Raw genomic sequence first — 25,649 nt, forward strand, 5'->3', positions numbered from 1 at the left:
ATGTCTTTCCATAATTCACTTATTGAGACATCTGAAAAATCTCATCTCAATGTCATTCCAAGGAACGGAGCGACGAGCCTACCCGCTATTGGTTGGATGTTTCTTTTAATAATATTGTTCTCCGTTCCAACCAATTCTGCATTTGCTCAGTTGTCGGCAACTTCTCTTTTTGGAATTTCAAGTAATTTCAGAATATACCCTAGCAATGTTACACAAACAGAAGTTTTTGTTACGAGACATCCATCAAATAACGCTCTTTTATTCAGTAGTGCAAACACGATCAATCTCTCGTCAGGATTTATTAGCGAAGGTATTTACATCTCAAACAATGGAGGAGCGACCTGGAATGGAAGTGATACCTGTAAAGGTGCTCCATTATTATTTCATCGAGGTGATCCCGGAATTACTATCGATAAGGATGGAAAATTTATTCTTACACGTCTCGGATTCCAAGATGGATTATTTTCACATGTTTCCACTGATAATGGCCTTACCTGGTCTTCGCAACGAACAATTGCCGGTGAAAGGCAGGATCGTGCTTCAATTACCACCGATATAAATTCTATCAGCAGTTATTATGGAAGAACATACACTGCTTATGTCGAATTGCTCCCTCCATTTCCTCTAAAGGTGTCATTCACAGTTGATGGGGGATTAACATGGAGTGTTCCTACATCAATCAATAATCCTGTTCAACGAAGTCAGGGTGCAGAATTAGCAATCGGAATTGATAGCAATCTATTCGCGGTATGGGCTGGCGTTCAATCTGTCTCACCATATACAGAAGATTTTATTGGGTTTGCGCGATCGGTGAATGGCGGAGTGACATGGAGTGTGGTTGAACAATCGATTGATATGAATGGAATTCAAGGAACTCTACCACAAAAATCATCCATTCGCGTCAACGGACTTCCAAAAATTGATGTTGATCACACAAACGGTACTCATCGCGGATGGATCTATATTGTAACAACACAAAAGAATTTTTCTTCGGCAGGAAATGATCCGGATGTTATTTTATATCGTTCATCAAATAATGGACAAAGTTGGTCCCAAGGAATTCGAGCGAATCAGGATCCATTGAATAACGGAAAAATTCAATATTTTCCTGCGGTTCATGTTGATAACGGCGGTGGAATAAATGTGTTGTATTACGACGATCGAAACACCACAAGTGATTCGGTCGGAATTTTTCTCTCCCGTTCAACAGATGGTGGAGATTCGTGGAATGATTTTCAAATAGGGGATCACCATTTTAGACCGCAAGCCATCGGCGGACTAGGACAAGGATATCAAGGTGATAATATTTCAATGACAAGTGTTGGTGGAACGTTGATTCCAATGTGGATGGATAATTCGAGCGGAATATATCAAATCTGGTCTTCGCAAGTTCCCATTGCAACACTCGTTACTGTAAAAAAGGAAACGTCCATTCCTGCCAAGTATCAATTAACACAAAATTTCCCAAACCCTTTTAATCCATCAACGACAATTCAATACTCATTACAGAAGCGACAATTCATCACGGTAAAGGTATTTGATCTTTTAGGAAGGGAAGTATCGACACTTGTTGAAACTATGCAATCAGCAGGAGAACATTTTATAGTGTTTGATGCTCCATCAACACTCTCCAGCGGGATTTATTTCTATCAATTGAAAACATCAGAGAGCAGATTCGTTAAAAAAATGATTTTGCAAAAATAAAACCTTCCGTAAGTAGGCCGTCACCTTTAAGGTCTACGACCCCGTAGAGGTGATGGTCTACTCTGTTTATCGCTGCAAAATCATTCTTCCCGATTGAACAAAATCACCTGCTCGTAAACGATAAAAAAACAGTCCGCTGGAAATATTTTTCGAATCCCATCGAACAGAATAATTGCCTTCTTGTTGCACTTCGTCAACCAATGATTCTATGTTCCTTCCTACAATATCATAAACCGTAATAGAAACGTATGATGTTTTAGAGAGATGATAGGTGATAGTTGTTGTACCATTAAACGGATTGGGATAATTGTGCGAAAGAGAATATTCTTGTCTACTTTTTTTTTGTTCATTAACAGAAAGGACAGCTGCATTAAATTTATACAGAGCACCTTTGTGACCCACCATATATCCTGTTCGTTCATTTGGGAAACAAACGTCATACACAGGTATTTGTCCTTGAACGGGAATTTGTTCCCATGTGAATCCTTCATCGATTGATCGCAAACACAATCCGCCGATTCCCATGGGAACCCAAAATTCCGTTGCAGTACGAAAAGCAATATTCGTTGGTTCACCCCATAATGGCGTATTCTCTGCAGTCCAAGAAATTCCTCCATCAATGGTGCGTAAAAATATTGCACCTGACTGATCAATATCTGCCATACCAACAAACACATGCAGCGAATCAAAATAGTGAATACTAAAGACAGGATCTCCACCGATAATTTTGGATCTCCAAGTTTCTCCGCCATCCGTTGTCTTCCATACAATACCGGCGATTTCTAATTGTCCGCCAATGGCAAAACCATAATTTTTATCAAAAAATTTTATTTTATAGACAGGATATTTATGGAGAGAACTATCACTAACTTTATACCAAGATTGACCACCATTCGTTGTTTTCACAATTGTTCCATACGAGCCTCCCATAAATCCTGTCAGCGAATCCTGAAAGACAATCGTTCTAAAAATTGTACTGTCGTATCGTTGCACAGACCATGTTGAACCACCATTAGTAGAGTGAAGAATATTTGTTCCATACCAAGAAGTATCGTCGATAGGATATTTGAATTCTAGTGACCAAATGTCGTTGGTTGTGCGAATAAAGATAGATGGGATTTCACTTGTTGTTCCGGAAATTTTTTGCTGCCAAGAACTTCCACCATTTGAAGTGTACATCAGAACGCCGTTTTGTCCGGTAATCCATCCGTGTAGACTGTCGGTAAAATACACACTATTCAGTGTATACTGAGTTGGTTTTGGCAATGCAGTCCAATACTGTACCTGCTGAGCATACGTTCTCGTAAAACTACAAAACATGATAATTGTAGCAATGAGTCGAATCAAAGAAGCGTTTTCTTTTACACTGTTATATTGTTTTTTAACCATAACTGCTTTCAAAATATATAATTTTCATCAAATATCCTTAGTGATAAGCAGGACGAAATTTCCATCAAATGTGCTCCCTATGCTTTACTTTGTAATCTGCTAATCCTATATTCAGACATTGTTTTGCCAATCCATATTTCACCATACATAGGAGGTTCGATGAGGCAATTTATTTACACTGTCTCTTGTTGTTTGCTTTTACTTTCATCAATAACGTTTGCGCAAGCTCCAAATGATGAATGTGCCACCGCAACTGTTGTCTCAGCTCTTCCATTCAATACCACACAAGACACTCGATTAGCCACAGTAAATGTCGGTGATCCCAACATTAGCTGTAACGATACTGCTGCACAAGGAAAAACTGTTTGGTTTAAGTATACAGCAGATGTTGACCGTTTTGTGTACATCAGTACAGTGGGAAGTACACCGACAGCAGATTTCGATGTTATGATGGGAGTGTACACAGGAACATGTGGTGCACTGGTGGAAGAACGTTGTAACGATGATGCTGTTGGCGTGCGTCAATCAGAAGTTTTTATGAAGTTGCTTGCCGGTAAGACGTATTACATTCTTGTGGGTGAGTGGCACGGAGGAGGAACCAGTGGAGGCACTCCGACCGGTGGTGATTTGGTGTTCAAAATATTTGAAGGTACCGCACCAAGTTATGTTAAAGGACCAAAATTTGGTACGACCGCAGCCGGTATTACGGTCAACACAAATGATTTCACGAATGCTATGATGAGCGGAGATGAAACATCGGTTGATGATCGCGTTCAAGTACCGTATCATCCTCATTATGAAATACCGGCGTTATCTGAAATTGCACCCAAAAAATATCGAAGCACATTTGACGAAAAACAAGTCACAAATTTTTATGAAGATGCTTCAGTCTCTTCCGCCTCGATTGGTCGTCCTGTTATTCAAAAAGGATACCAAGGATTTCCAATGGGAAATTCCATTCCACCGGATCCGATTATGGCCGTTGGACCAAACCACGTGATGGTTATGGTCAATACATCGTTCAGAATTTTTGAAAAGAACGGAACGTTAGTAAAAACCATCACCGCAGCAAACTTTTTTACCGCGATCGCTCCTGGTTCAGGTCCGAATGATCCGCAAATAATTTTTGACCATTACGCTAACCGATGGGTGATGTTATGGATGACAAGTCCAACAGCAACAGATCACCGTCATCTCTTCGCTGTTTCTGACGATGCAGATCCTGTCGGAACATGGTATCAATGGAACACTTCCGCCATTGCTGTTGGTGATTCTTTGACGCCACATTGGGGAGACTATCCTGCACTTGGTTATGATAGTGCTGCACTCTATTTATCATCGCGACAATTTCCGCTTGCCGGAGGTAGTTTTGCCTATAATAAATTGCGCATCATTCCTAAAGCGCAGTTGTATGCAGGAAATACTAATGCAATAACATTTTCAGACTTTTGGGATTTTAGAGACCCGGAACAAAATTCTGTGTTTGACGGTATCCGACCGCCGAATGCATACACACCAAGTTCAAAAGCATTTTTCGTTAATATTCCCTCAACAAGTACTGCAAATTATATGACGCTTTGGACATTGTCCGATCCGACATCAAAAAATGCATCATTCACAGCAGATAATATTATTGTATCTCCGTATCGAACACCGACTCAACCGCAACAACTCGGTGGAGGTTCACCATTATTAGAAAGCGGCGGACGACAAATTCGTGCAAACGGAATCTATCGCGACAGTTCACTTTGGGTTGTGCATGCAGTCGCTTCAGGATCAGCTAATCAATATTCCGCGGTGCGATATGTGAAGTTCAATCCATTTGCCAAAAAAGTAATAGAAGACGTTGCATTTGGAGCGGCTGGATATTGGTATTTTTATCCTGCAATTGCTGTCAATAAAAACCAAGATATTCTTGTTACATATTCGCGCAGTGGTTTAACGGAATATCCGGGAGCATATGTTTCAGGAAGAAAAAAGAATGACCCATTAGGATTGTCTTCCAGCGTAACAATGAAGGAAGGTGCTGGTAATTATGTGCTGACCTTTAGCGGAACACGTAATCGTTGGGGTGACTACAGCGGAATTGCCGTCGATCCATCGGATTCCACAACAATGTGGGCACACACTGAATATGCATCAGGAAAGAACACATGGGCAACATGGATTGGTTCTGCAAAGATCGGCCCGCTTGCTGGAGGCATTTTTGCAATCAATCGTTCGTTCCTCGAATTTGGAACGAAGAATGTAAACCAAACCAGCGACACACTTTCGTTATCTATTACGAATGATGGATTAGACTCTTTGACTATTTCGAATATTTCTGCTACAGGAAATGATTTTGTTGTTTTGAATAAACCAACAACGCCGTATAAAATTCCAAGTGAAGGTGTACTGGAGTTGAAAGTTTATTTTAAACCTCTTTCAGGCGGATCGAAAAAAGATTCGATTATGTTCACCACGAATGATCCGCTTAATCCGACCTACAAATTCAAATTGTCCGGTGCAGGATTTCAGATTATCAAAACTGTTGCCGGAATAATATATGCAGCTTCTGGAAAAACTGAGGGGGGTAACTTATTTAATGTCAATTCGTTTGATGGGAAACCGGCATTGATCTCGAAACTTCCAGTAACACAACTTACCTCCATGAGAATTCATCCGAAAACAAAAGAACTGATCGGTTATGATCTTTCTGGTTCGGCGAGCGGCGGAGCATTTTTCCGTTTGAGCAGCGATGGTGTGAATTTCCAACAAATTTCTACCACGAGTACTGCAAATCTTAAAGGATTAGCCATCTATAATGATTCCATGGCATACATAGGAGCATTTAGCGGAGCTATTTATACTGTCAATATCAATACCGGTGTGTTGACTCAGATCGGGACTAACGGATCTTCACAACGTCCTGGTGGATTTGCAGTTAATCCTGTCAACGGAACATTATGGATGTCACTTCGAAATACCGGAACTGGTGGAACGCAGGACAATATCTATAAAGTTAACCGAACAACTGGAATTTCCACATTGGTTGGAAAAACAGGATTAGGAATTGGTGTTGTTGACATCGTATTTGATAAAAATGGGAAATTGTACGGTTTAAGTGGAACGGGATTGGAAACAAACAAACTGATTAGGATTGATACATCATCAGGAGCTGCCACGGTAATAGGTGACCTGGGAAAAGCAGACATTCAGACTATTGCTCTGGATCCTGATGCTGTTGCCGGTGTTTCCACACAAATCGCGGGAACTGTTCCGACGGAATTCATGCTGGAACAAAATTTCCCGAATCCATTCAACCCGACAACAACAATACAATTCAATATCCCGAAACAGTCTCTTGTTTCATTGAAAGTGTATGATGTTATCGGTAGAGAAGTATCTGTATTAGTAGAAGGTGTGCATTCAACTGGTGTCTATTCAGTCCAATTTGATGCATCGTCTCTTTCCAGCGGAGTGTATTACTATAAACTCACTGCGGGTAGTTTCTCCAGCATTAAAAAAATGTTGATCTTAAAATAGGATCAACAATACTATGGTTTAATATGAAAGGGATGCATAGCATCCCTTTCGTATTTTAAACAAAGAAACAATTTTCAACTGTTGCTTCTCTCTTCTTGAACTATTACTTTGACACCATTAAAATAATTTATGGAGATCGTATCATGTCCAACATCAACAGACGCGCATTCCTGACATCGACATTATTGTCCGGTGCTGCCGTAACAACATTTCCCGAAACACTAATGTCGCAGAATAAAAATACCGAGGTGCGGAAAACAGTTGTCATCTCTAGCGGAAATGGAATAGCAGCTACGGCAAAAGCAATGGAAATGATTAAGCAAGGAATCGACGCTCTCGATGCTGTTGTTGCAGGAGTCAATATTGTTGAAAATGATCCCAATGACATGTCGGTAGGTTATGGCGGACTTCCGAATGAAGAGGGAATCGTAGAACTTGATTCCTCAGTGATGCACGGACCGACACATCGCGCTGGGTCTGTGGCGGCACTCAGAAATATTAAAAATCCTTCTTCCGTTGCAAAGGTGGTTATGGAAAGAACAGATCATGTGTTGTTGGTTGGGGAAGGAGCGCTACGGTTTGCACGAATGCATGGCTTTAAGGAAGAGAATCTTCTCACGGAAGAGTCTCGAAAAATGTGGGTAAAGTGGAAAGAAAATCTTTCCACGCAAGATGATTATTTACCGCCGCATTCCCTTGATGATAAAAATATTGGCTCCAAATTTCACGAAGTAATGCAAACATACGGCACCATCAACTGTCTTGGCAAAGATCTCAACGGCAATATTTCGGGAGTGACTACAACAAGCGGTCTCTCGTATAAAATTCCCGGTCGAGTCGGAGATTCGCCGATAATTGGAGCAGGACTGTTTGTTGATAATGAAATAGGAGGTGCCGGTTCAACCGGAAGAGGCGAGGCAAATCTAACCAGCTGCAGCTCGGTGATGATTGTTGAATACATGCGGCAAGGAAAATCGCCGGAAGAGGCATGTCTTATGGCGTGTAAACGAATTACAGAACAAACAAAGATGAAACGATTACTGACAGATGACGGCAAACCAAATTTTAACGTTTCATTTTACGCTATCAATAAGCGGGGTGAATACGGAAGTGCTTCAATTTGGAATGGCGGAACGTTTGTCATTAATGATGGCACCGTCAATAAGAAAAATGAATCTGCATATCTGTACAAGCGTTTATAAATCTCAACGGTAAGATTTTCAATGATCTTTAAGAGAGAATCTTACCGTTGATTGAGACATATTTTTCAGAATAAATTATTTTTTTATCCCACAACTACTTCTCTTGTCTATTTTTCAATTTGAGCAATAAAGATAAATTTATCTTGAATTGAAAAAATATAATTCAAAACCGGTGATGTCCATCATGCGGTCTCTTGCTATTCACTGTTTGATTCTATAAAATTGTACTAATAATCCTGTTCCATTTGCACGTTCCAACATCTTTGTTGAGTGTGTTCGATGAACAAGGGCATATCACATACCCGCAGTAACACCTCTTCCGGTATTCACACATTCCGACAGAACACACCTCGACATTCGTCGCAACAAAAGGAGTTCTATGAAAGCTAAAACCATGTTTGTGTGGTTTCACTAATTCCTTTCATTTATTAAGGGGGTCACATGAAAAAATTCATTTGTTTCATCTTCCTCTTTGGTACGATCCTGTCCGCACAGGACATGATGCGGATCAAAATGAAAGATGGATCGCTTCAGATATTTCCAATTGAAACAATATCAAAAATTACTTTTGACATTCCAACATCAGTGGATGACCGTACGCAAAAGTTGATTACCAATGTTCTTCAAACATTCGCACTGCTTCCAAACTATCCAAATCCGTTCAATCCAACAACCACAATCACATATACCATCCCTCAGTCAAATGTTGTTGCTGTTCGTATCTATGATGTTACCGGGAGACTGATAACAACTTTATACGATGCCTATCAGGAATCAGGAGAACATCGGATAATATGGAACGGTAGAAATAGTGCGGGACAACTTGTCTCCAGCGGAATGTATATCAGCGAAATACGTTTTGAAGGATCCGTCATCACGCGCAAAATGATGATGCTTAAATAAACGAATGTCTGAACAATAGGAGAAACGTCATGAAAAATATTATTACTATATTCTGTGCCATCTTTCTCATACAAGTATCCCTTGCCCAAAAAATGATTATCCATTCAAAGTCAGCCGGAAATGTCGAAATGGAATTGGGAAAGATTGATAGCATCACATTTACAACTTCATTTAATCCCGGCGGCCTTATGGCAAATCCTGGATATCTCAATATCGAAATCGGGAAATCAATGTTCTCACACATCAGCGGTGGTGTGACTCCTTATAAAATTGAGAATTTTCCAAATTCGATGGTTGCTACGGCTACGTTGACCGGAGATAATGTCACTGTGAATGCTGTAGCAATTGGTTATACCAGTGTTGGCATCAGTGATAATTCCATTCCACCAAAATATATAGAAATATTTATTTCGGTCATGGGAGGGCCAGGTGGACTCTTTGCAAATCCTTCCTATGTAGAAGTTCAACCAGGAGTGTTTAAAACATCGGAAATTGGAGGGGGAACTGCTCCGTATTCTATTCATCTGCCACCAGATCCAACGATTGCAACTGCCACGGTAAGCGGAACAACAGTAACAATCAACGGTGTGAGCGGCGGCCGAACATTTTTTGTGGTAAAAGATAATTCCAATCCATTTAAAACTACCACAATTGAAGTTCGGGTTTGGATTCCATTTACAACTCCTGGAATAATGTCCTTCGACAATACCGTAAAGAATTTTTCTGCAAATGGTATCTTCCTTAATACCGATTCACTTCCAACCAACAGTCAGGGTGTCGGTGGATTTTACATGATAAATCCAATAAGTTCTTCACACCAAGCAGACCTTATAGTTATAGGGTATTTCAAAAATTCTGATACGAGCTGGGATGTAGCAATGATTGAAATTCAGGATACTCTCAGCGTTAAAACTGGAACCTATAATTTTGGTGATGATCCCGGTTTCATGAAAAGAGCAATGTGCCGATATGGTGTAGCATGGAATCCTAATCTTCAAAGTGATGATGATCCATTCACTGTCGGTTATAGATTGACAAGTGGATCAGTTAATTTATCTGCCTTTACTACAGACAATGCACAAGGAACATTCAGTGGAAGCGGCCTCTTTGTCAATAACGCCATCCCGGATCCCACGAAACCAATCACAGTCACAAATGGTTCTTTTAATGCTCCTGTTGTTAAAGGAGAACCGAAAAGCGCAAGTGATAGGAAAGCAATAAATAAGTTGTTACAAATAGTTACTCAAAAATATTCAAGATAGTAATATTCATTATTTTTCTTGTACACAATTAGTATTTGGAAAAGAAGCCTGCATATTATCTTGATGATGTGCGGGCTTTTCTTTTATACTACTTTGAGATTGACTTCAGTCAATCTCCCAAGTATCTTTACTATGGTGATTCAAACAAAAAGTTTACAGAGAAGGAAAGAAATTACATGGAAGATGGCAAAAAAGAAGTACAACCTGTTATTGATGAATATAAAGGAAAACCGATACTGCGTATTCCTCTCGTTGAAGATCCTAACCCGGAAACATCGTGGCATTGGTTGACATTTGGTAAGAGTAAAGCAAAAGCAATAGTAAAATTTATTGATGCAATCAAAACATTTGCTGAAAGTTGATCTATTTTATTTTAACTCAGTATATCTGCAATGTTCACTACTTGCCACAATTTCAACTTTTTTGTATATTGATTGAGTCTTAAGTATCGTCAAAAGACAAATCTACTTGCCGGGATGGCGGAATTGGTAGACGCGCTGGACTCAAAATCCAGTTCCCTTTAAAGGAGTGTCGGTTCGAGTCCGACTTTCGGCACACTCTCATAAAGTCATTCGCACTCCGGATGACTTTTTTATTTTAATTGACGGAGGTTTAGCGTAACTTTTTACTATTGAATCATTTTAGACAATGAAATTCTCAATAGTATATTGGTTATGTGTTCTTCCAATTCTGTTTGTTTCTGCGCAGACCTCGTCGACATTTCATGTTGAATCGTTTCCTATCAATCCTACCAGCGATACCGTTTCATTACAATTATCCAAAAACTTTATCTCACCATCTTCGATAAAAGTCCTTTGCGATTCCATTTCGCTGCATTCATTTTTGTTTAGCAAATCACTCAATGCAATTGTTGTACGGTTAGACTCCTTTCAAATTAAACCTTCCATATTAATTGTATCATACACTTATTTGCCGTTGGAGTTAAAATCAACATATAGTCTTCGCACGCTTGTCTTTAAAAATGATTCTCTTGATAAAAAAAAACAACGGGCATTCATAACACAATCCGAGGGTGTTTTTACAAATATGTTCGGTCCGGAACTTTCGAAGAGCGGTTCCATTAGTCGAGGATTTCTTGTCGGTTCTAATCGCGATCTTACGTTAAGTTCAGGATTCCGTCTGCAAATGGCCGGCAAACTTTCCAGTGATATTGATATTCTTGCTGCATTAACCGATGAAAATACTCCTATTCAACCACAGGGCAATACTCAAACACTTCAAGAAATTGACAATGTTTTTGTCGAAATAAAAAGTCCGGTCTATGCAGCAACACTTGGTGATTTTCAATTCAATTCCAAAGTTGGCGAATTCGTAAACGTCAATAGAAAATTACAAGGAGCAAAATTGCTTGCGGAATATCAAACAACTTCTCCACAGGTACAATTACAAATGACTGGCGCAACGAGTAGAGGAAAATTTAACACGAACGCAATTCAAGGAATAGAAGGTGTGCAGGGTCCATATCGACTTACCGGAAAAAATAATGAACGCGCAATTATCATTATTGCTGGAACAGAACAAGTATATGTTGATGGAGAGTTGATGGTTCGTGGTGACAATAATGACTACTCTATTGAGTATGGATCAGCTGAAGTTACTTTTTCCACGCGAAGGCTCATCACAGGTGCCTCACGAATAGTCATTGATTTTGAATATTCGGATAGACAGTTCACCCGAAATTTTGTGGGGGTTGACGCTTCAACAAAACTAACAGACGGTTTTTCGTTCCGAGCTAATTATTTTCGTGAATCAGATGATCCGGATGCCCCGATTGATATTTCATTAAGCGATGCAGATAAAGCACTATTAAGAGAATCAGGAAATAAGTCTGCCACAAAATCCGGCGTTCTTGTTACTGGGGTGGATTCTCTCGGCAGAGGAAAAGGAAATTATTCTGCCATTGATACTGTCTTCAATGGATCTAGTATTCGCATCTATCGTTTTGAACAAAATACTACAAGCTCACTTTATAATGTCGCCTTTTCTTTTGTTGGACAAGGAAATGGGGATTATATCCGCGAAAGTGTGGGAAGATACACCTTCGTAGGAATTAACGCAGGTCGTTATGCTCCTATCATTCTTCTGCCAACTCCACAATTACACCAGCAATATTCATTTCAATCTTCTATTGTTCCTGCGGCAGATCTTACAATCGATGGTGAATTTGCAGCAAGTCAATTTGATCAAAATAGATTTTCTTCCTTTGATGACAATATTAATAGCGGTGGTGCAGTAAAGTTTTCGGCTCGTTACAATCCCAAAAATATCATGATTGGAGGGCAAGAGATTGGTGATATGGACGTATCGTTTTATGAACGCTATAAAGAAAAACGTTTTTTTGCGCTGGATAGAACAGATGGAGTTGAATTTGGGAGAAAGTGGAGCACGGACAGCCTTTCTATTGCCGGAGGAGCAGATGAGGAGATCAGGGAAGGTGCACTCAAGTACAAACCGATGGAATCGCTAACTCTTTCCACCAGTATTGGAACGCTTGAACGCAAAAAACAATTTTCATCACTTCGCTATGATGGTTTGATTGAAATGAAGAGTAGAATATATCCTTCATTTTCCTATTACGTCGAAAATATTTCAGGAAAAGAAAATGTTCTAAAATTGTCGAATGAATGGATTAGACAAAAAGGAACATCGGAATATTCCATCAATAATATCAATCCTTCGCTGCGTTATGAAAACGAACAGAGGATGGTCAATAATGAACTTACTGATTCGTTGGAATCATCCAGTTATGCTTTTCAATTATATGCTCCTAAAATAGCAGTGGATAAATTATGGGGGATAGATATTTCTTCTGAATTTGAATGGAGAAATGACAATGCTCCACTTCAAGGTGAACTAGTTTCACAATCGAATTCGTTGACGCAAAATTATTCTTTCGCTGTCAGGGAAGCAGGATATTTCTCTGCCTCAACTATTGTTACCCTTCGAGAAAAGAAATATGAAAAAGTGTTTCAAACAAATAATAACAAACAGCAGGCAACATTAATCAAAGCACAAACCAGGTATAGGCCGTTTTCACAAGGTCTCGACATCGATTTGTTTTATGACGTAGCCACTCAGCGGACTGCAAAACTTGAACGGGTGTTTTATAAAGTACGAAAAGGGGAAGGGCAGTATGTTTGGTCAGACAAAAATAGTAATGGTATTGCTGATCTCAACGATGAAAGGGAATTTACTCCAAATCGGTATGATGGAGAGTATGTAGCACTCACCTTAAATAGTGATAATCTTATTCCTATTATTAATCTCAAGACTTCATCACGAGTGAGGATAAATCCCGGCAGATGGATCACAGATCCAAATTCCACTCTGGAAAAATTAGGTTCTGTAATCTCCGCAGAAACATTTTTGCGCTTGGAAGAACGGAGCACGGAACTCAATACCAAACGGATCTATTTGTTAGATATGAATTATTTTTTACGCCCAGCCACGACACAATTGGGTTTCCAATTCATTCAACAGGATCTTTTTCTTTTCGAATATAATCCTGATTACTCTTTCCGGTTCCGATTCAATCAAAGAAACGGATTAAGTCAATTCGCTTCGGGCGTGGAAAAGAATTATTCCCGAGAACGATCGGCCCGGTCTCGATTTCAGATTTCAGATGAGCTTTCAAATCAAACAGATGTTATTGTAAAAGATGATAATGCTATATCCTCATCACTTATCAATCTACCTCGGCAAATCGCTATTTTTTCTTTGACTACCGATCTTGCATATCGTCCTGAATCGAATATTGAGATCGGCATCAAGATTGAAACAAGTCAAGCAGAAGATCGCGTTGCTGTTAATCCTGTCATAGCAGATTTTAACGGCCAAACGGTGAGAGTAGTATATGGTTTTTTAGGGAATGGACAAATTCGATTTGATGTATCAAGAGAAGAAGTCCTTATAGGAAATAAACTCAGCACATATAATCCTCCATATGAATTAACATCCGGCAGAGATTTGGGGAAAAATTATCTGTGGAACATTTCGTCAGAATATCGCTTAGGAGGGAATGTCCAATTTTCATTATTATATTCTGGGAGAACAACAACCCGATCCACTGTAGTGCATACCGGAAGGATGGAAGTAAAAGCGTTTTTTTAAATGAATCTGATATTTGGACTTAGCAGGATCTTTTTTACAGTGAAAGTTTGTTTCCCGATCCAATAAATATCTTGCAGTTAATATCAAAGAAGTGTATATTTGTGCAGTAAAAGTCCCGCCTAATTGCGGGACTTTTTTTTGATACGCACTTTTATGTCCTCAATTCCCGATAAAATACAGGAATTCCTTCAGCCAATCACTGAACAATTCGACGCGTTTACTGTAGATGTTGTTCTTCGCGGAGAGCGAACGAGTAAGGTCATTGAAGTGTACGTTGACACCGATCGGGGAATTTCTCTTGATGAATGCTCTCAGATCAGCCGGGCACTGTCTGAGAAACTGGATGAAGCGGACATTATTCCCGGACGATATCGGCTCGATGTTTCATCGCCGGATCTTGACAGACCGCTGAAGTTTCAACGACAATACAAAAAGAATATCGGGCGTACCTGTAAAGTGAAGTATGACGTCGATGGGAAAAAAATCGTCCAAGAAGGACGATTGGAGAGTGTATCAGAAAATAATATTAGTATCAGTAAAAGCGGGAAACGTTTTGAGATACCGTTTGGTGCAATCAGTGAAACGTATATAATACCTCAAATCTAGTATGTAATACATCTTTGGGAGAAGTAGAATGAATCATGAAATAGTCGAATCATTTTCCGGCTTAGTGCGGGATAAAAGTATTGACAAGGATATTCTTGCGGGAATCGTAGAGGACATCTTTGGAATGATGGTCCGGAAAAAATATGGTCTCGACGCAAAGTTTGACGTTGTTGTGAATATGGACAAAGGGGATATCGAAATCTACCTGGAACGGCAGATCGTTGATGTTGTAGAGAATTCCGCAATACAGATCGACGTAGCAGCAGCCCGTAAACTTTCCGGTGAAGAATTGGAAGTCGGTGAAGAATACGTTGAAATTATTCCGCTCGCACAGTTTGGGCGTCGACTGGTGACTACGGCAAAACAAAACTTCACGCAACGCATCAAAGAAATTGAAAAAGAACTCATTTTCAGCGAGTATTCAAATTCCGTTGGAGAAATTGTTGTCGGCGAAGTCTATCAGATCCGCAATAACGATCTGTTGATTATGCATAATAAGAATGAATTGCTTCTTCCACGCGGTGAACAGATTCCGAAAGAACGGTTCAAAAAGGGAGATACCGTACGAGGCGTGGTGAAGGAAGTGCGAAAAAATGCATCGAATCCAGTCGTTGTGGTTTCACGGACTGACCCACGTTTTTTGGAACGATTATTTGAACTAGAAATTCCTGAAGTATACGATGGTATTATTGAAATTAAGAGCATAGCACGCGAACCGGGTGAACGCGCCAAAGTCGCCGTAGAATCATCGGATGACAGAATTGATGCCGTCGGCGCATGCGTTGGAATGAAAGGTGTTCGAATCCACGCCATCGTTCGTGAATTGAACAACGAAAATATTGATGTGATTAATTTCAGCGAAGATCATGCTACATTTATTTCGCGTGCTCTTGCTCCTGCAAAATTAAAATCCATTGAGTTGGATAAAGAAAACAATAAAGCGATTGTCACGGTAGAAGAATCACAAGTTTCCATGGCGATCGGTAAAGGGGGACAGAATATCCGACTGGCAAGCAAATTGTCCGGTTATGATATTCAGCTTGTAAAAGAAGGTAGTGAATACGATATCGACCTAGCCGAGTTTAAAGAAGAACTTGGAGAAGACTTGTATAACAAGTTTGTTGAGGCAGGCTACGAAACAGCAAAAGAAGTAATCGACGCCGATATTGACGATTTGATTGAAGAACTAAATGTTGACGGTGAAAAACTGAATGAAGTTGTAACATTAATCAAAAAAGAATACGAAGAAGCTGAAGTTGACGAAGATGATGACGAAGAAGAAGCTGCGAAAACAGAACCAGAAAAGTCAGCATCATAATATTGCTCTACACTAAAGGAAACTAATGTCCGAAGCAGTAAAAAAAGTTAAAGTAAAAGACGTCGCTAAAGATCTCAACATCAGCTTCAACGATGTCGTCGCCTTTTTGAACAAAAAAGGGCACAAACAAGTAAAGAACCTGATGTCGTCTGTTGATGATGACATGATGAGAGAGCTCAACGCTCACTTTAAAAAAGAAAAAGACAGCGCTGAACGTCATCAACGCAAGATTGCGGAATTGAAAGAAACCCGCCGTCGTACGGCTGAGACCAAGACGAAGGAAGAAGAAGCGGAAGAAAAAACAACGGTTGAAGATGAACCAGTTAACGAAGAACAACCATTACAGATTCCTGCTCCTGAAGAGAAAAAGACAGAAGAATTTGTTGTTGTAAAAACCCTTCAACCACAAGAACCACCGGTTGACGAAGCAAAAGCAGAGGAAGAACGGTCAAATTCTCCTTTGGAAACACTTCGAGCAAATCGTGGCTCTCAAATGAAGGGGTTAACAGTCAAAGGGAAAATGGAACTGGTGAAACCGAAACCGGCACGAAACATTGAACGGCCAGGAAAACCAATTATCCCAACGAAACTATCAGCAGCAGCTGAAGCGGAAGAACAAAAGAAGAAAAAGAAGAAAAAGAAGAAAGTAGCGAGCGGAGCCGAAACAAAAGCTCCTGAAACGGAAAGTGATGCTGATTCAAAAGCGAAGAAAAAGAAAAAAGGAAAACTTCGTCCATACGAAATTAATCAAGCTCAGGTAGACGATACCATTAAACGCACGTTGGCCGAATTGGACGACGGAGAGACGGTTATCAGCAGTCGTGCTGCCCATAGAAAAAAACGAAAGAAAGAACGGGAAGAAGAGCAAGCATTACAAGACGAAGCAAAAGCGCTCGAAGCAAATAAAATTCGCGTAACAGAATTTGTTTCTGTTGGCGAGATGGCAAATTTAATGAAAGTCAGTGCTTCCGATGTTATTGCAAAATGTATCGGTCTTGGCATTATGGTATCTATCAATCAACGATTGGATAAAGATACGATCATTTTATTGGCGGATGAGTACGGAAAATTGGTAGAATTTGAATCTGAATTCACTATCGATGTTCTTGAAGATACACCGGATGCCATAGAAAATTTAAAATCCCGTGCACCGGTGGTTACAATTATGGGTCACGTTGACCATGGTAAGACTTCTATGCTGGATTATATTCGTAACGCGAATGTCGTTGCTGGTGAATCAGGCGGCATCACACAGCATATTGGAGCCTATGAAGTAGAACTGCCAAATGGAAAACATATTGCATTCCTCGATACACCGGGTCACGAAGCGTTTACTGCTATGCGTGCTCGCGGTGCACAGGTGACGGATATTGTTGTGCTGGTTGTTGCAGCAGAAGATAATGTCATGCCGCAAACAATTGAAGCAATCAACCACGCTAAAGCAGCAAATGTTCCGATCATCATCGCAATCAATAAAATCGATAAGCCGGAAGCCAATCCGGATAGAATCCGTCAGCAGCTTTCCGATCGCGGTGTTTTGGTGGAAGAGTGGGGCGGCAAGTATCAGTCAGTAGAAGTCTCTGCTAAATCCGGAAAGAACATGAATTTGTTGTTGGAAAAAATTCTGTTGGAGGCAGAAGTTCTTGATCTGAAAGCAAATCCAGATCGAATGGCTCGAGGAGCTGTGGTGGAATCACAGGTGGACAAAGGAAAAGGTACAATCGGTACTGTGTTGGTTCAGAAAGGAACGTTGCGAATCGGTGATCCATTCATTAGCGGAATTTACAGCGGTAAAGTAAAAGCGATGTTTGATGAACGCGGAAATAAAGTAGAAATAGCTCCGCCGTCAACGCCGGTGCAGATTCTTGGATTTGATGGAATACCTGCCGCAGGAGATCAATTTATTGTTGTTGAATCGGATCGTATCTCTCGTGAAATCAGTTTGAAACGACAGCAGTTAAAACGTGAACAAGATTTCCGTCAAGTGAGGATGATTACTCTGGACGATATCTCGCAGCAGATTCAAGCAGGTCATCAGGTTCGCGAATTGTCCATCGTCGTAAAAGGTGACGTTGACGGATCGGTAGAAGCACTTGCTGATTCGTTGATGAAGTTATCGACAGAAGAAGTAAAGATCAGAGTTATCCATAAAGGCGTCGGCGCAATTTCCGAATCCGATATTGTTCTTGCGGCGGCTTCACGCGCGGTCATCGTCGGATTCCATGTTCGTCCGAACTTAAATGCACGCCGTCTTGCCGAAACAGAAAAAGTGGACATTCGTCTCTATAGCATTATCTATGACGCAATTAATGAAATTAAAAATGCACTTGAAGGATTATTGGCACCGACTGTAACGGAAGAAATTGTTGCAACAGTTGAAGTCCGTGACACATTCAAAGTTCCGAAAATCGGACTTATTGCTGGATGTTTTGTTCTTGATGGAAAAATCACACGTAATAGCAAGGTTCGATTGGTAAGAGACAGTGTTTCTGTCTTTACGGGAGGACTGGTATCATTAAAACGGTTTAAAGACGATGTGAAAGAAGTTGAGAAGGGTTTTGAATGCGGTTTAGGTTTAGAAAACTTTAATGATGTGAAGGTTGGAGATATTATTGAAGCATATAAATTGGTAGAAACGAAACGGAAGTTGATCTAATGTCAATCAGAACAGAACGTGTTGCTTCGCTCATTAGAGAAGAACTTGGCACAATGTTAAGCCGGGCTTTCAGTGGAAGTAAGGAATATGGTTTCACGACTGTTACCGAAGCACGTGTGACTCCAGATCTCCGTACTGCCCGTGTATTTGTCAGCATTATGGGATCAAAGGAGAAGCAGGAAAAGACAATGTTGCAGATAGAGAAGCATAAGGGACATTATCGTTCCGAACTTGGAGCGAGGATCAATCTAAAGTTTGTTCCTGTGATAGAATTTCATCATGATAAGTCTCTTGATAATGCGATGCATATTGAAGCATTGATCAAACAAATCCATAAAGATGATAAGAAGGAAGAGTGATGTGGGAGCATGCCGGGGAGAAGCAGGCTCTAGATCTTGAAGCGGGTGAGATTATTCTTGTAAATAAACCTTTAAATTGGACATCGTTTGATATTGTAGCAAGAATACGTGCAATGTTTGAGATCAAAAAAATTGGCCATGCCGGTACATTGGATCCAAGAGCAACAGGGTTATTGATCTTGTGCACAGGAAAAATGACCAAAAAAATTGACCAGTTCATCGGTTGGGAAAAGGAATATACTGGTCTTATTGAAATCGGTGCTGTTACAAAAAGCTTTGATACAGAGACAGAAGTCATTGAACAGAAAGATTTTAATGCTGTTACTAAAGATGAAGTAGAGCAAATATTGAAATCATTTTTAGGTGTTCAACAACAACTTCCACCCATGTATTCAGCTATCAAAAAGAACGGCAGACGCTTGTATAAAGATGCTCGTAAGGGAAAAGAAGTGGAGAGGGCAACAAGAGAAATTTCTATTAAAGAGTTTGAAATGACTTCATTTGATCCTCCACATATCGGTTTTCGAGTTGTCTGTTCCAAAGGGACTTATGTTCGAACGTTGGCAAATGATATTGGAGTAAAGCTTGGTTGCGGTGCTTATCTAAAACAATTGCATCGTACACGTATCGGTCAATTTAGCGTTAATGATGCTTTGCCGGTAGAACAACTGCATTTATTGGAACAGAAAATTCATACGAAAGCTGCCCTTGTATGAAGATTCTCCGCTCGCTTGAAGAAGTAAAGTTTGATAAGAACTCGGTAGCAACAATTGGTATGTTCGACGGGGTTCACCGTGCTCACCAATCAATTGTTCAAAAGGTAGTGGAGAAGGCGAAAAGAATCAACGGTAGAAGTGTAGTAGTGATGTTTGAACCGCATCCAAAAGAAGTTGTAACGCACGGAAAGAAAATTATCGATCTACTTTCTACTGTAAATGAAAAGCTTCAACGCATTGAAAAATTAGGAGTTGATGAAGTATTTATCATCCCATTTACATTTGAGTTTTCCCGATTATCATTTCAAGAATTTTATTCAAAATACATTATTAACGGTATCGGTGTTACCGAAGTTATCGAAGGATTCAATCATCAATTTGGCAGGGACAGAGAAGGGGGAATGAACCAAGTTGTTGAACTTGGAAGAGCCCATAATTTCTCTGTTGAAGCAGTGGCTATGATGAAAGAAAGCGATGTTGTCATCAGCAGTTCTACCGTAAGAGATGCATTGTTAACAGGAAATGTTTCACTTGCCAATAGAATGCTCGGATATGAGTATCAGTTCAGCGGAACGGTGGTGAGAGGTTTTGGTCGAGGTAAACAACTTGGATATCCAACAGCAAACATTAAGCTGGATAATCCTAAAAAACTTGCACCACAAGTCGGGATTTATGCGGTAAAGATCGAAGTAGAAGGCCTATGGTACGGCGGCATGATGAGTATTGGGCATAATCCGACATTCGGGGATGCACAAGCGCAGACCATTGAAGTAAACATCTTTCATTTTGATAAAGATATTTATGACGAAACAGTAACAGTCGCATGCATAGAACGAACTCGGAACGAAAAGAAATTCGATTCCGTCGATGCACTGATCAAAGAAATCGATAACGATAAAATAACAATCACGAAAATTTTAGAACAATATAAACACATATCTTCATAAGGAGTCACAATGGCTATCACAAAAGAACAAAAGAACGAATTCGTTAAAAAATTTGGTAAAGGTGCCAACGACACCGGTTTGCCTGAAGTGCAAATTGCAATTCTCACGGCAAACATCAATTCACTCTCTGAACACTTTGAGAAATTCAAAAAGGATAATCACTCGCGAGTCGGTTTACTTCGCATGGTCGGTAAACGCCGCCGTCTACTCGATTATCTGATGAAAAAAGATATTGAACGTTATAGAAAGATCATTGGCGAATTAAGTATTCGTAAATAAGCTGTATTCATCGTACATAGAAAAGAAGAAAATAATATGATAGTAAAAAAGAGCGTCCAGATCGGGAATTACACACTGGAATTTGAAACAGGTCGTTTTGCAAAACAAGCAGATGGTGCCGTAATGATCCGATACGCCGATACCATGGTCCTTGCGACCGTTGTTGCGGCAAAGGAACCGAAACCCGGAATGGATTATTTCCCGTTACAGGTTGAATTTCGTGAAAAAATGTCTGCCGCAGGAAAAATTCCGGGCGGATATTTGAAACGCGAAGGAAGACCGTCGGATAAAGAAATTCTTTCTGCTCGATTGATCGATCGCCCTATTCGCCCGATGTTTCCTGAAAATTATAACTGCGACACACAGATTGTTGTTACGGTGTATTCATCGGATCAGCAAAATGACGCCGATGTTCTTGGTGCATGCGCTGCTTCGGCTGCGTTGATGATTTCTGATTCACCGTTTGATGGACCGATCGCAGAAGTCCGCGTAGGACGGTTGAATGGCGAATTCATTTTGAATCCTACCTTCACTGAACTTGAATTGAGCGACATGGATGTAACTGTTGCCGGCACAGCAAGTTCCATTTTGATGGTTGAAGGGGAATCAAGAGAGATTTCCGAAAAGGATATGCTCGCTGCATTAGCTTTTGGACATGAAGCAATCAAAAAGATCTGCCAAGTTCAAATAGAATTTGCTACCGAAGTGAAAAAAGCGAAACGAATTGTTGTCCCAAAATCGTATGACCCTGCACTGTTGTCAGAAGTTGAAACGCTTGCAACTGAGCAGCTGCGAACAGCAGCGAACACCGTTTCTGCTAAAGAAGAACGTGCAGACCGTAGAAATCAGATCGTCACCGGTGTTCTGGAAGCGTTGAAAGAAAAATTCCCCGAACAAGATGGTGTTATTAAAGAAATCATCCACGACATTGAAAAACGTGAAATGCGGGAAATGATTCTCGGTAAAAAGAAACGGCTCGACGGCCGCGGTTTGGCAGATGTTCGCCAGATCACGATTGAAACAGCTGTTCTGCCGCGAGCACACGGTTCCGCGTTGTTTACGCGCGGTGAAACCCAATCCCTTACGACCGTGACTCTCGGAACAAAAGATGATGAACAAAAAACTGATGGCTTGATTGAATTCCAGCCGCGTCGTTTCATGTTGCATTATAATTTTCCCCCATTCAGTGTCGGCGAAGTTGGACGTTTGGGAAATACCGGTCGCCGCGAAATTGGTCATGGAAATTTGGCAGAACGTGCGTTGAAAAATCTCATCGCTGGTGAAAAAGAATTTCCGTACACGCTTCGTATCGTTTCCGATATTCTTGAGTCAAACGGATCCTCATCCATGGCAACTGTTTGCGCCGGTTCACTGGCATTGTTTGATGCGGGTGTTCCGTTGAAAAAAGCATGCGCCGGTATTGCTATGGGTCTTGTGAAAGAAGGAGATCGTGTTGCCATTCTCAGCGACATTCTTGGCGATGAAGATCATCTCGGCGATATGGATTTCAAGGTCGCTGGAACAGTCGACGGAATCACTGCGTTCCAGATGGATATCAAGATCCAAGGCATTACACTTGAGATCATGGCAACTGCATTGGAACAAGCAAAAGCTGGTCGTTTGCACAAATTGGAAAAAATGAATGCTTCCATAGACAAACCGAAACCGGCGTTAAGCTCGTATGCACCTCGGTTTACTTCCATCAAAATTCCGACAGATCTTATCGGTTCGGTCATTGGACCGGGCGGAAAAATGATTCGCAGCATCGTTGCAGATTCCGGAGCGACTTCAATCAATATTGAAGACGACGGTACCATTCAAATTGCTGCAACATCGCAGGAAGCCAGCGACAAAGCCCTTGCGTTGATCAATGCAATCACTGCTGTGCCGGAACCCGGCAAGATCTACAAAGCGACAATTAAACGCATTATGGACTTCGGTGCTTTTGCAGAAATTCTTCCCGGAAAAGAAGGACTGATTCACATTTCACAGCTTGATACGAAACGTGTTGCAAAAGTATCAGACGTTGTGAAAGTTGGCGATACGTTTGATGTGAAACTTCTCGAGATTGATGAAAAGGGAAGAATGAACTTGAGCCGTAAAGCCTTAATGACCCCGGAAAAGAAAGACCCTGTTCCGGAACCGGAAACGAAATAATTTCATACGAAAACATTTCATCCCCGACATGCGTCGGGGATTTTTTTATTATAGGACATGGATAAGATAGTTTCACAAGCAACATCCTTACAGGGAACAATTTCTGTTCCCGGTGATAAATCAATCTCTCATCGTTCCGTGATGATCGGCGCGCTTGCAGAAGGCGTTACAGAAATCACTGGCTTTCTTAACGCGGCAGATCCATTAAGCACTATTTCATGCTTTCAATCGTTGGGAATTAATCATTCATTTGAAGGGGAGAAATTGTTTATCCATGGCAAAGGTCTGCATGGTTTGAAACAATCCGCTTCAATGCTTGATGCGGGAAATTCTGGCACAACCATTCGGCTCATGTCTGGAATCTTAGCAGGACAAAAATTCTCAACACAAATATCCGGGGATCAATATCTCGTTAAACGTCCGATGAAAAGAATCATCGATCCACTGATGAAAATGGGAGCAAAGATCTCTGCAACCGATAAATTTACCGCACCTCTTACCATTCACCCGGTTGAAAAACTCAAGGCAATTGATTATGAACTTCCGATAGCGAGCGCGCAAGTGAAGTCCGCAGTGCTGTTTGCTGGATTGTTTGCTGATGGTACTACACGGGTGATCGAACATGAACCTTCTCGCGATCATACTGAAAGGATGTTAAATTTAGTTCCTGAGCATAAAGATGGAAAAACATTTATCTCCATTAAAGGGGGAACAATGTTTCACGCTCGACCATTTGCTGTTCCCGGAGATCCCTCTTCCGCAGCATTTTTTATCGTTGCAGCTTTAATCGTTCCAAATTCCGAGATCATGATATCGAACGTTGGATTGAATCCTTCGCGAATCGGTTTTCTGAAAATTTTGCGACAGATGGGTGGTAATATTTCTATTGAAAATGAAAGAATTGTTGGCGGTGAACCATTAGGGGATCTTGTTGTGAAATCTTCTTCATTGAAAACAGATTTCATTTTGAACGGTGAAATTATTCCCAATCTCATCGATGAAATTCCGATTCTTTCCATCGCCGCTGCATTTGCAAGCGGAACTTTCGAAGTACGAGACGCTCACGATCTGAGAAATAAGGAAACTGATCGCATTGCTGCTGTCTGTTTTAACCTTCGTAAAATGGGAATCGATGTGCAGGAGCATCAGGACGGGTTTGCTTTTGATTCAAAAAAGGATTTACTTTCTTCTGAATTTGATAGTTTTGATGATCATAGAATAGCAATGGCCTTTGGAATTGCGAGTCTTGCACTGAAAAAAGAATCAAAGATCATCAATGCAGAATGTGTTTCAATTTCATTCCCGACATTTTGGGAAACGGTTCACTCACTTCAACGATAGGAGTTTCTTGTGGCTAACGTAAAACTGGATACCATTAAAAAGGAATATGAAGGCGGCGTCGTAGCAGTCAAGGGCGTTTCCATTGAAGTCCACGATAAAGAATTTGTCGTTCTCGTTGGTCCTTCAGGCTGCGGCAAATCTACCACACTAAGAATGATTGCGGGATTAGAAGATATATCCAGCGGTACAATAACCATCGATGGGAAAGTAGTTAACGATGTTCCGCCGAAAGATAGAGATATCGCTATGGTATTTCAAAACTACGCTCTTTATCCTCACATGAGCGTGTATGAGAATATGGCGTTCGGTTTAAAATTACGCAAATTTCCTAAAGAAGAGATTGATAAACGTGTACATGAAGCGGCGAAAATCCTCAGCATAGAAGAATATCTGGACCGAAAACCAAAAGCGCTTTCAGGTGGTCAACGCCAACGTGTTGCAGTCGGTCGCGCAATTGTTCGTAAGCCGAAAGTGTTCTTATTCGACGAACCACTTTCGAATCTTGACGCGAAGATGCGTGTTCAAATGCGAACGGAGATCTCCAAGCTTCATCAACGGCTCGATGCAACAATGATTTATGTAACACACGATCAAACCGAAGCGATGACGATGGGAGACAGAATTGTTGTGATGAAGGATGGCTACGTGATGCAAATCGATACTCCATTAAACCTCTACAACAAGCCGACGAATAAATTTGTCGCAGGATTTATTGGAAGCCCCGCAATGAATTTTATTGACGGATCTCTCCAAAAAGAAAGCGGCATGAAGTTTTTGGAAAAGGGAACAACACTCTCTGTCGACATTCCAAAAGATAAGCAGAAGCTTCTTGAACCATACATTGGAAAAGAATTATGGTTAGGTATCCGTCCTGAACACGTTTCTGCAGAAAAAACGAAGTCTTCACGGATCACAGCAAATATTGAAGTGGTAGAACCGATGGGAAATGAGATCTTCGCATATATTACCTGCGGTGTCTCTCAACTGGTTGCCAGAATGACTCCCGTCGATATTCAGGCAGGGGATAAAAAGGACTTTACGTTTGATATGAGTAAGGCGCATTTCTTTGATAAAACAACGGAAAATGTCATTCGATAATATTTTTAGATCTCACAACAAAGCCGTCCAGTTATTTTTGGACGGCTTTGTTGTTT

General features: G+C 40.7%; 18 protein-coding genes and 1 tRNA gene. 18 read left to right on the plus strand and 1 reads right to left on the minus strand.

Annotation, left to right across the window (positions count from 1 at the left end; all coding sequences use genetic code 11):
- On the plus strand, positions 1-1,704 hold the full coding sequence (locus tag WDA22_06255; protein ID MFA5833062.1) for a T9SS type A sorting domain-containing protein: 1,704 nt from the start codon (positions 1-3) through the stop codon (positions 1,702-1,704).
- A 66-nt stretch (positions 1,705-1,770) separates the two neighbouring features.
- Here the strand turns inward: WDA22_06255 and WDA22_06260 are convergent, their stop codons facing one another.
- On the minus strand, positions 1,771-3,093 hold the full coding sequence (locus WDA22_06260) for a YCF48-related protein (protein ID MFA5833063.1): 1,323 nt from the start codon (positions 3,091-3,093) through the stop codon (positions 1,771-1,773).
- Positions 3,094-3,252: 159 nt separating this feature from the next.
- Between WDA22_06260 and WDA22_06265 the strand changes: the two genes are divergently transcribed.
- The 17 genes from WDA22_06265 to ugpC all read left to right on the plus strand — a co-directional run bounded on the left by WDA22_06265 (position 3,253) and on the right by ugpC (position 25,593).
- Positions 3,253-6,618, plus strand: coding sequence for a T9SS type A sorting domain-containing protein (locus WDA22_06265; GenBank protein ID MFA5833064.1), 3,366 nt, complete (start codon positions 3,253-3,255; stop codon positions 6,616-6,618).
- Between the two features lie 143 nt (positions 6,619-6,761).
- Complete coding sequence (locus WDA22_06270; GenBank protein ID MFA5833065.1) at positions 6,762-7,820, plus strand: N(4)-(beta-N-acetylglucosaminyl)-L-asparaginase; 1,059 nt, start codon at positions 6,762-6,764, stop codon at positions 7,818-7,820.
- Between the two features lie 441 nt (positions 7,821-8,261).
- Positions 8,262-8,723 (plus strand): T9SS type A sorting domain-containing protein, encoded by a 462-nt coding sequence (locus WDA22_06275; protein MFA5833066.1) that lies wholly within the window; start codon positions 8,262-8,264, stop codon positions 8,721-8,723.
- 29 nt (positions 8,724-8,752) lie between these two features.
- Positions 8,753-9,985: a hypothetical protein gene (locus WDA22_06280; protein ID MFA5833067.1), complete on the plus strand. Its 1,233-nt coding sequence runs from the start codon at positions 8,753-8,755 to the stop codon at positions 9,983-9,985.
- A gap of 35 nt (positions 9,986-10,020) precedes the next feature.
- Positions 10,021-10,347: a hypothetical protein gene (locus WDA22_06285; GenBank protein MFA5833068.1), complete on the plus strand. Its 327-nt coding sequence runs from the start codon at positions 10,021-10,023 to the stop codon at positions 10,345-10,347.
- Positions 10,348-10,455: 108 nt separating this feature from the next.
- A tRNA-Leu gene (locus tag WDA22_06290) sits at positions 10,456-10,540 on the plus strand.
- A 93-nt stretch (positions 10,541-10,633) separates the two neighbouring features.
- Positions 10,634-14,116 (plus strand): hypothetical protein, encoded by a 3,483-nt coding sequence (locus WDA22_06295; GenBank protein ID MFA5833069.1) that lies wholly within the window; start codon positions 10,634-10,636, stop codon positions 14,114-14,116.
- Positions 14,117-14,269: 153 nt separating this feature from the next.
- Positions 14,270-14,722: a ribosome maturation factor RimP gene (gene rimP / locus WDA22_06300; GenBank protein ID MFA5833070.1), complete on the plus strand. Its 453-nt coding sequence runs from the start codon at positions 14,270-14,272 to the stop codon at positions 14,720-14,722.
- A 28-nt stretch (positions 14,723-14,750) separates the two neighbouring features.
- Positions 14,751-16,040: a transcription termination factor NusA gene (gene nusA, locus WDA22_06305; protein MFA5833071.1), complete on the plus strand. Its 1,290-nt coding sequence runs from the start codon at positions 14,751-14,753 to the stop codon at positions 16,038-16,040.
- Between the two features lie 25 nt (positions 16,041-16,065).
- Positions 16,066-18,696: a translation initiation factor IF-2 gene (gene infB, locus WDA22_06310; GenBank protein MFA5833072.1), complete on the plus strand. Its 2,631-nt coding sequence runs from the start codon at positions 16,066-16,068 to the stop codon at positions 18,694-18,696.
- The gene (rbfA, locus tag WDA22_06315) at positions 18,696-19,055 is read left to right on the plus strand and encodes a 30S ribosome-binding factor RbfA (GenBank protein MFA5833073.1); all 360 of its coding nucleotides are present in this window, start codon (positions 18,696-18,698) and stop codon (positions 19,053-19,055) included. The genes infB and rbfA overlap by 1 nt, the downstream gene beginning before the upstream one ends.
- Positions 19,055-19,771, plus strand: a complete 717-nt coding sequence (gene truB, locus WDA22_06320; protein ID MFA5833074.1) for a tRNA pseudouridine(55) synthase TruB — start codon at positions 19,055-19,057, stop codon at positions 19,769-19,771. Before rbfA ends, truB begins: the two co-directional genes overlap by 1 nt.
- A complete protein-coding gene (locus tag WDA22_06325) occupies positions 19,768-20,718 on the plus strand; it encodes a bifunctional riboflavin kinase/FAD synthetase (protein ID MFA5833075.1) in 951 nt (316 codons plus the stop codon). Before truB ends, WDA22_06325 begins: the two co-directional genes overlap by 4 nt.
- A gap of 9 nt (positions 20,719-20,727) precedes the next feature.
- Positions 20,728-20,997, plus strand: coding sequence for a 30S ribosomal protein S15 (gene rpsO, locus WDA22_06330; GenBank protein MFA5833076.1), 270 nt, complete (start codon positions 20,728-20,730; stop codon positions 20,995-20,997).
- Between the two features lie 36 nt (positions 20,998-21,033).
- Positions 21,034-23,154, plus strand: a complete 2,121-nt coding sequence (gene pnp, locus WDA22_06335; GenBank protein MFA5833077.1) for a polyribonucleotide nucleotidyltransferase — start codon at positions 21,034-21,036, stop codon at positions 23,152-23,154.
- 57 nt (positions 23,155-23,211) lie between these two features.
- Positions 23,212-24,495: a 3-phosphoshikimate 1-carboxyvinyltransferase gene (aroA, locus tag WDA22_06340; GenBank protein ID MFA5833078.1), complete on the plus strand. Its 1,284-nt coding sequence runs from the start codon at positions 23,212-23,214 to the stop codon at positions 24,493-24,495.
- Between the two features lie 9 nt (positions 24,496-24,504).
- Positions 24,505-25,593, plus strand: coding sequence for a sn-glycerol-3-phosphate ABC transporter ATP-binding protein UgpC (gene ugpC / locus WDA22_06345; GenBank protein ID MFA5833079.1), 1,089 nt, complete (start codon positions 24,505-24,507; stop codon positions 25,591-25,593).
- The last annotated feature ends 56 nt before the right edge of the window (positions 25,594-25,649 follow it).

The sequence above is a fragment of the Bacteroidota bacterium genome (assembly GCA_041658205.1).
In the GTDB taxonomy this organism is placed as follows: Bacteria; Bacteroidota; Ignavibacteria; order UBA10030; family UBA8401; genus UBA8401.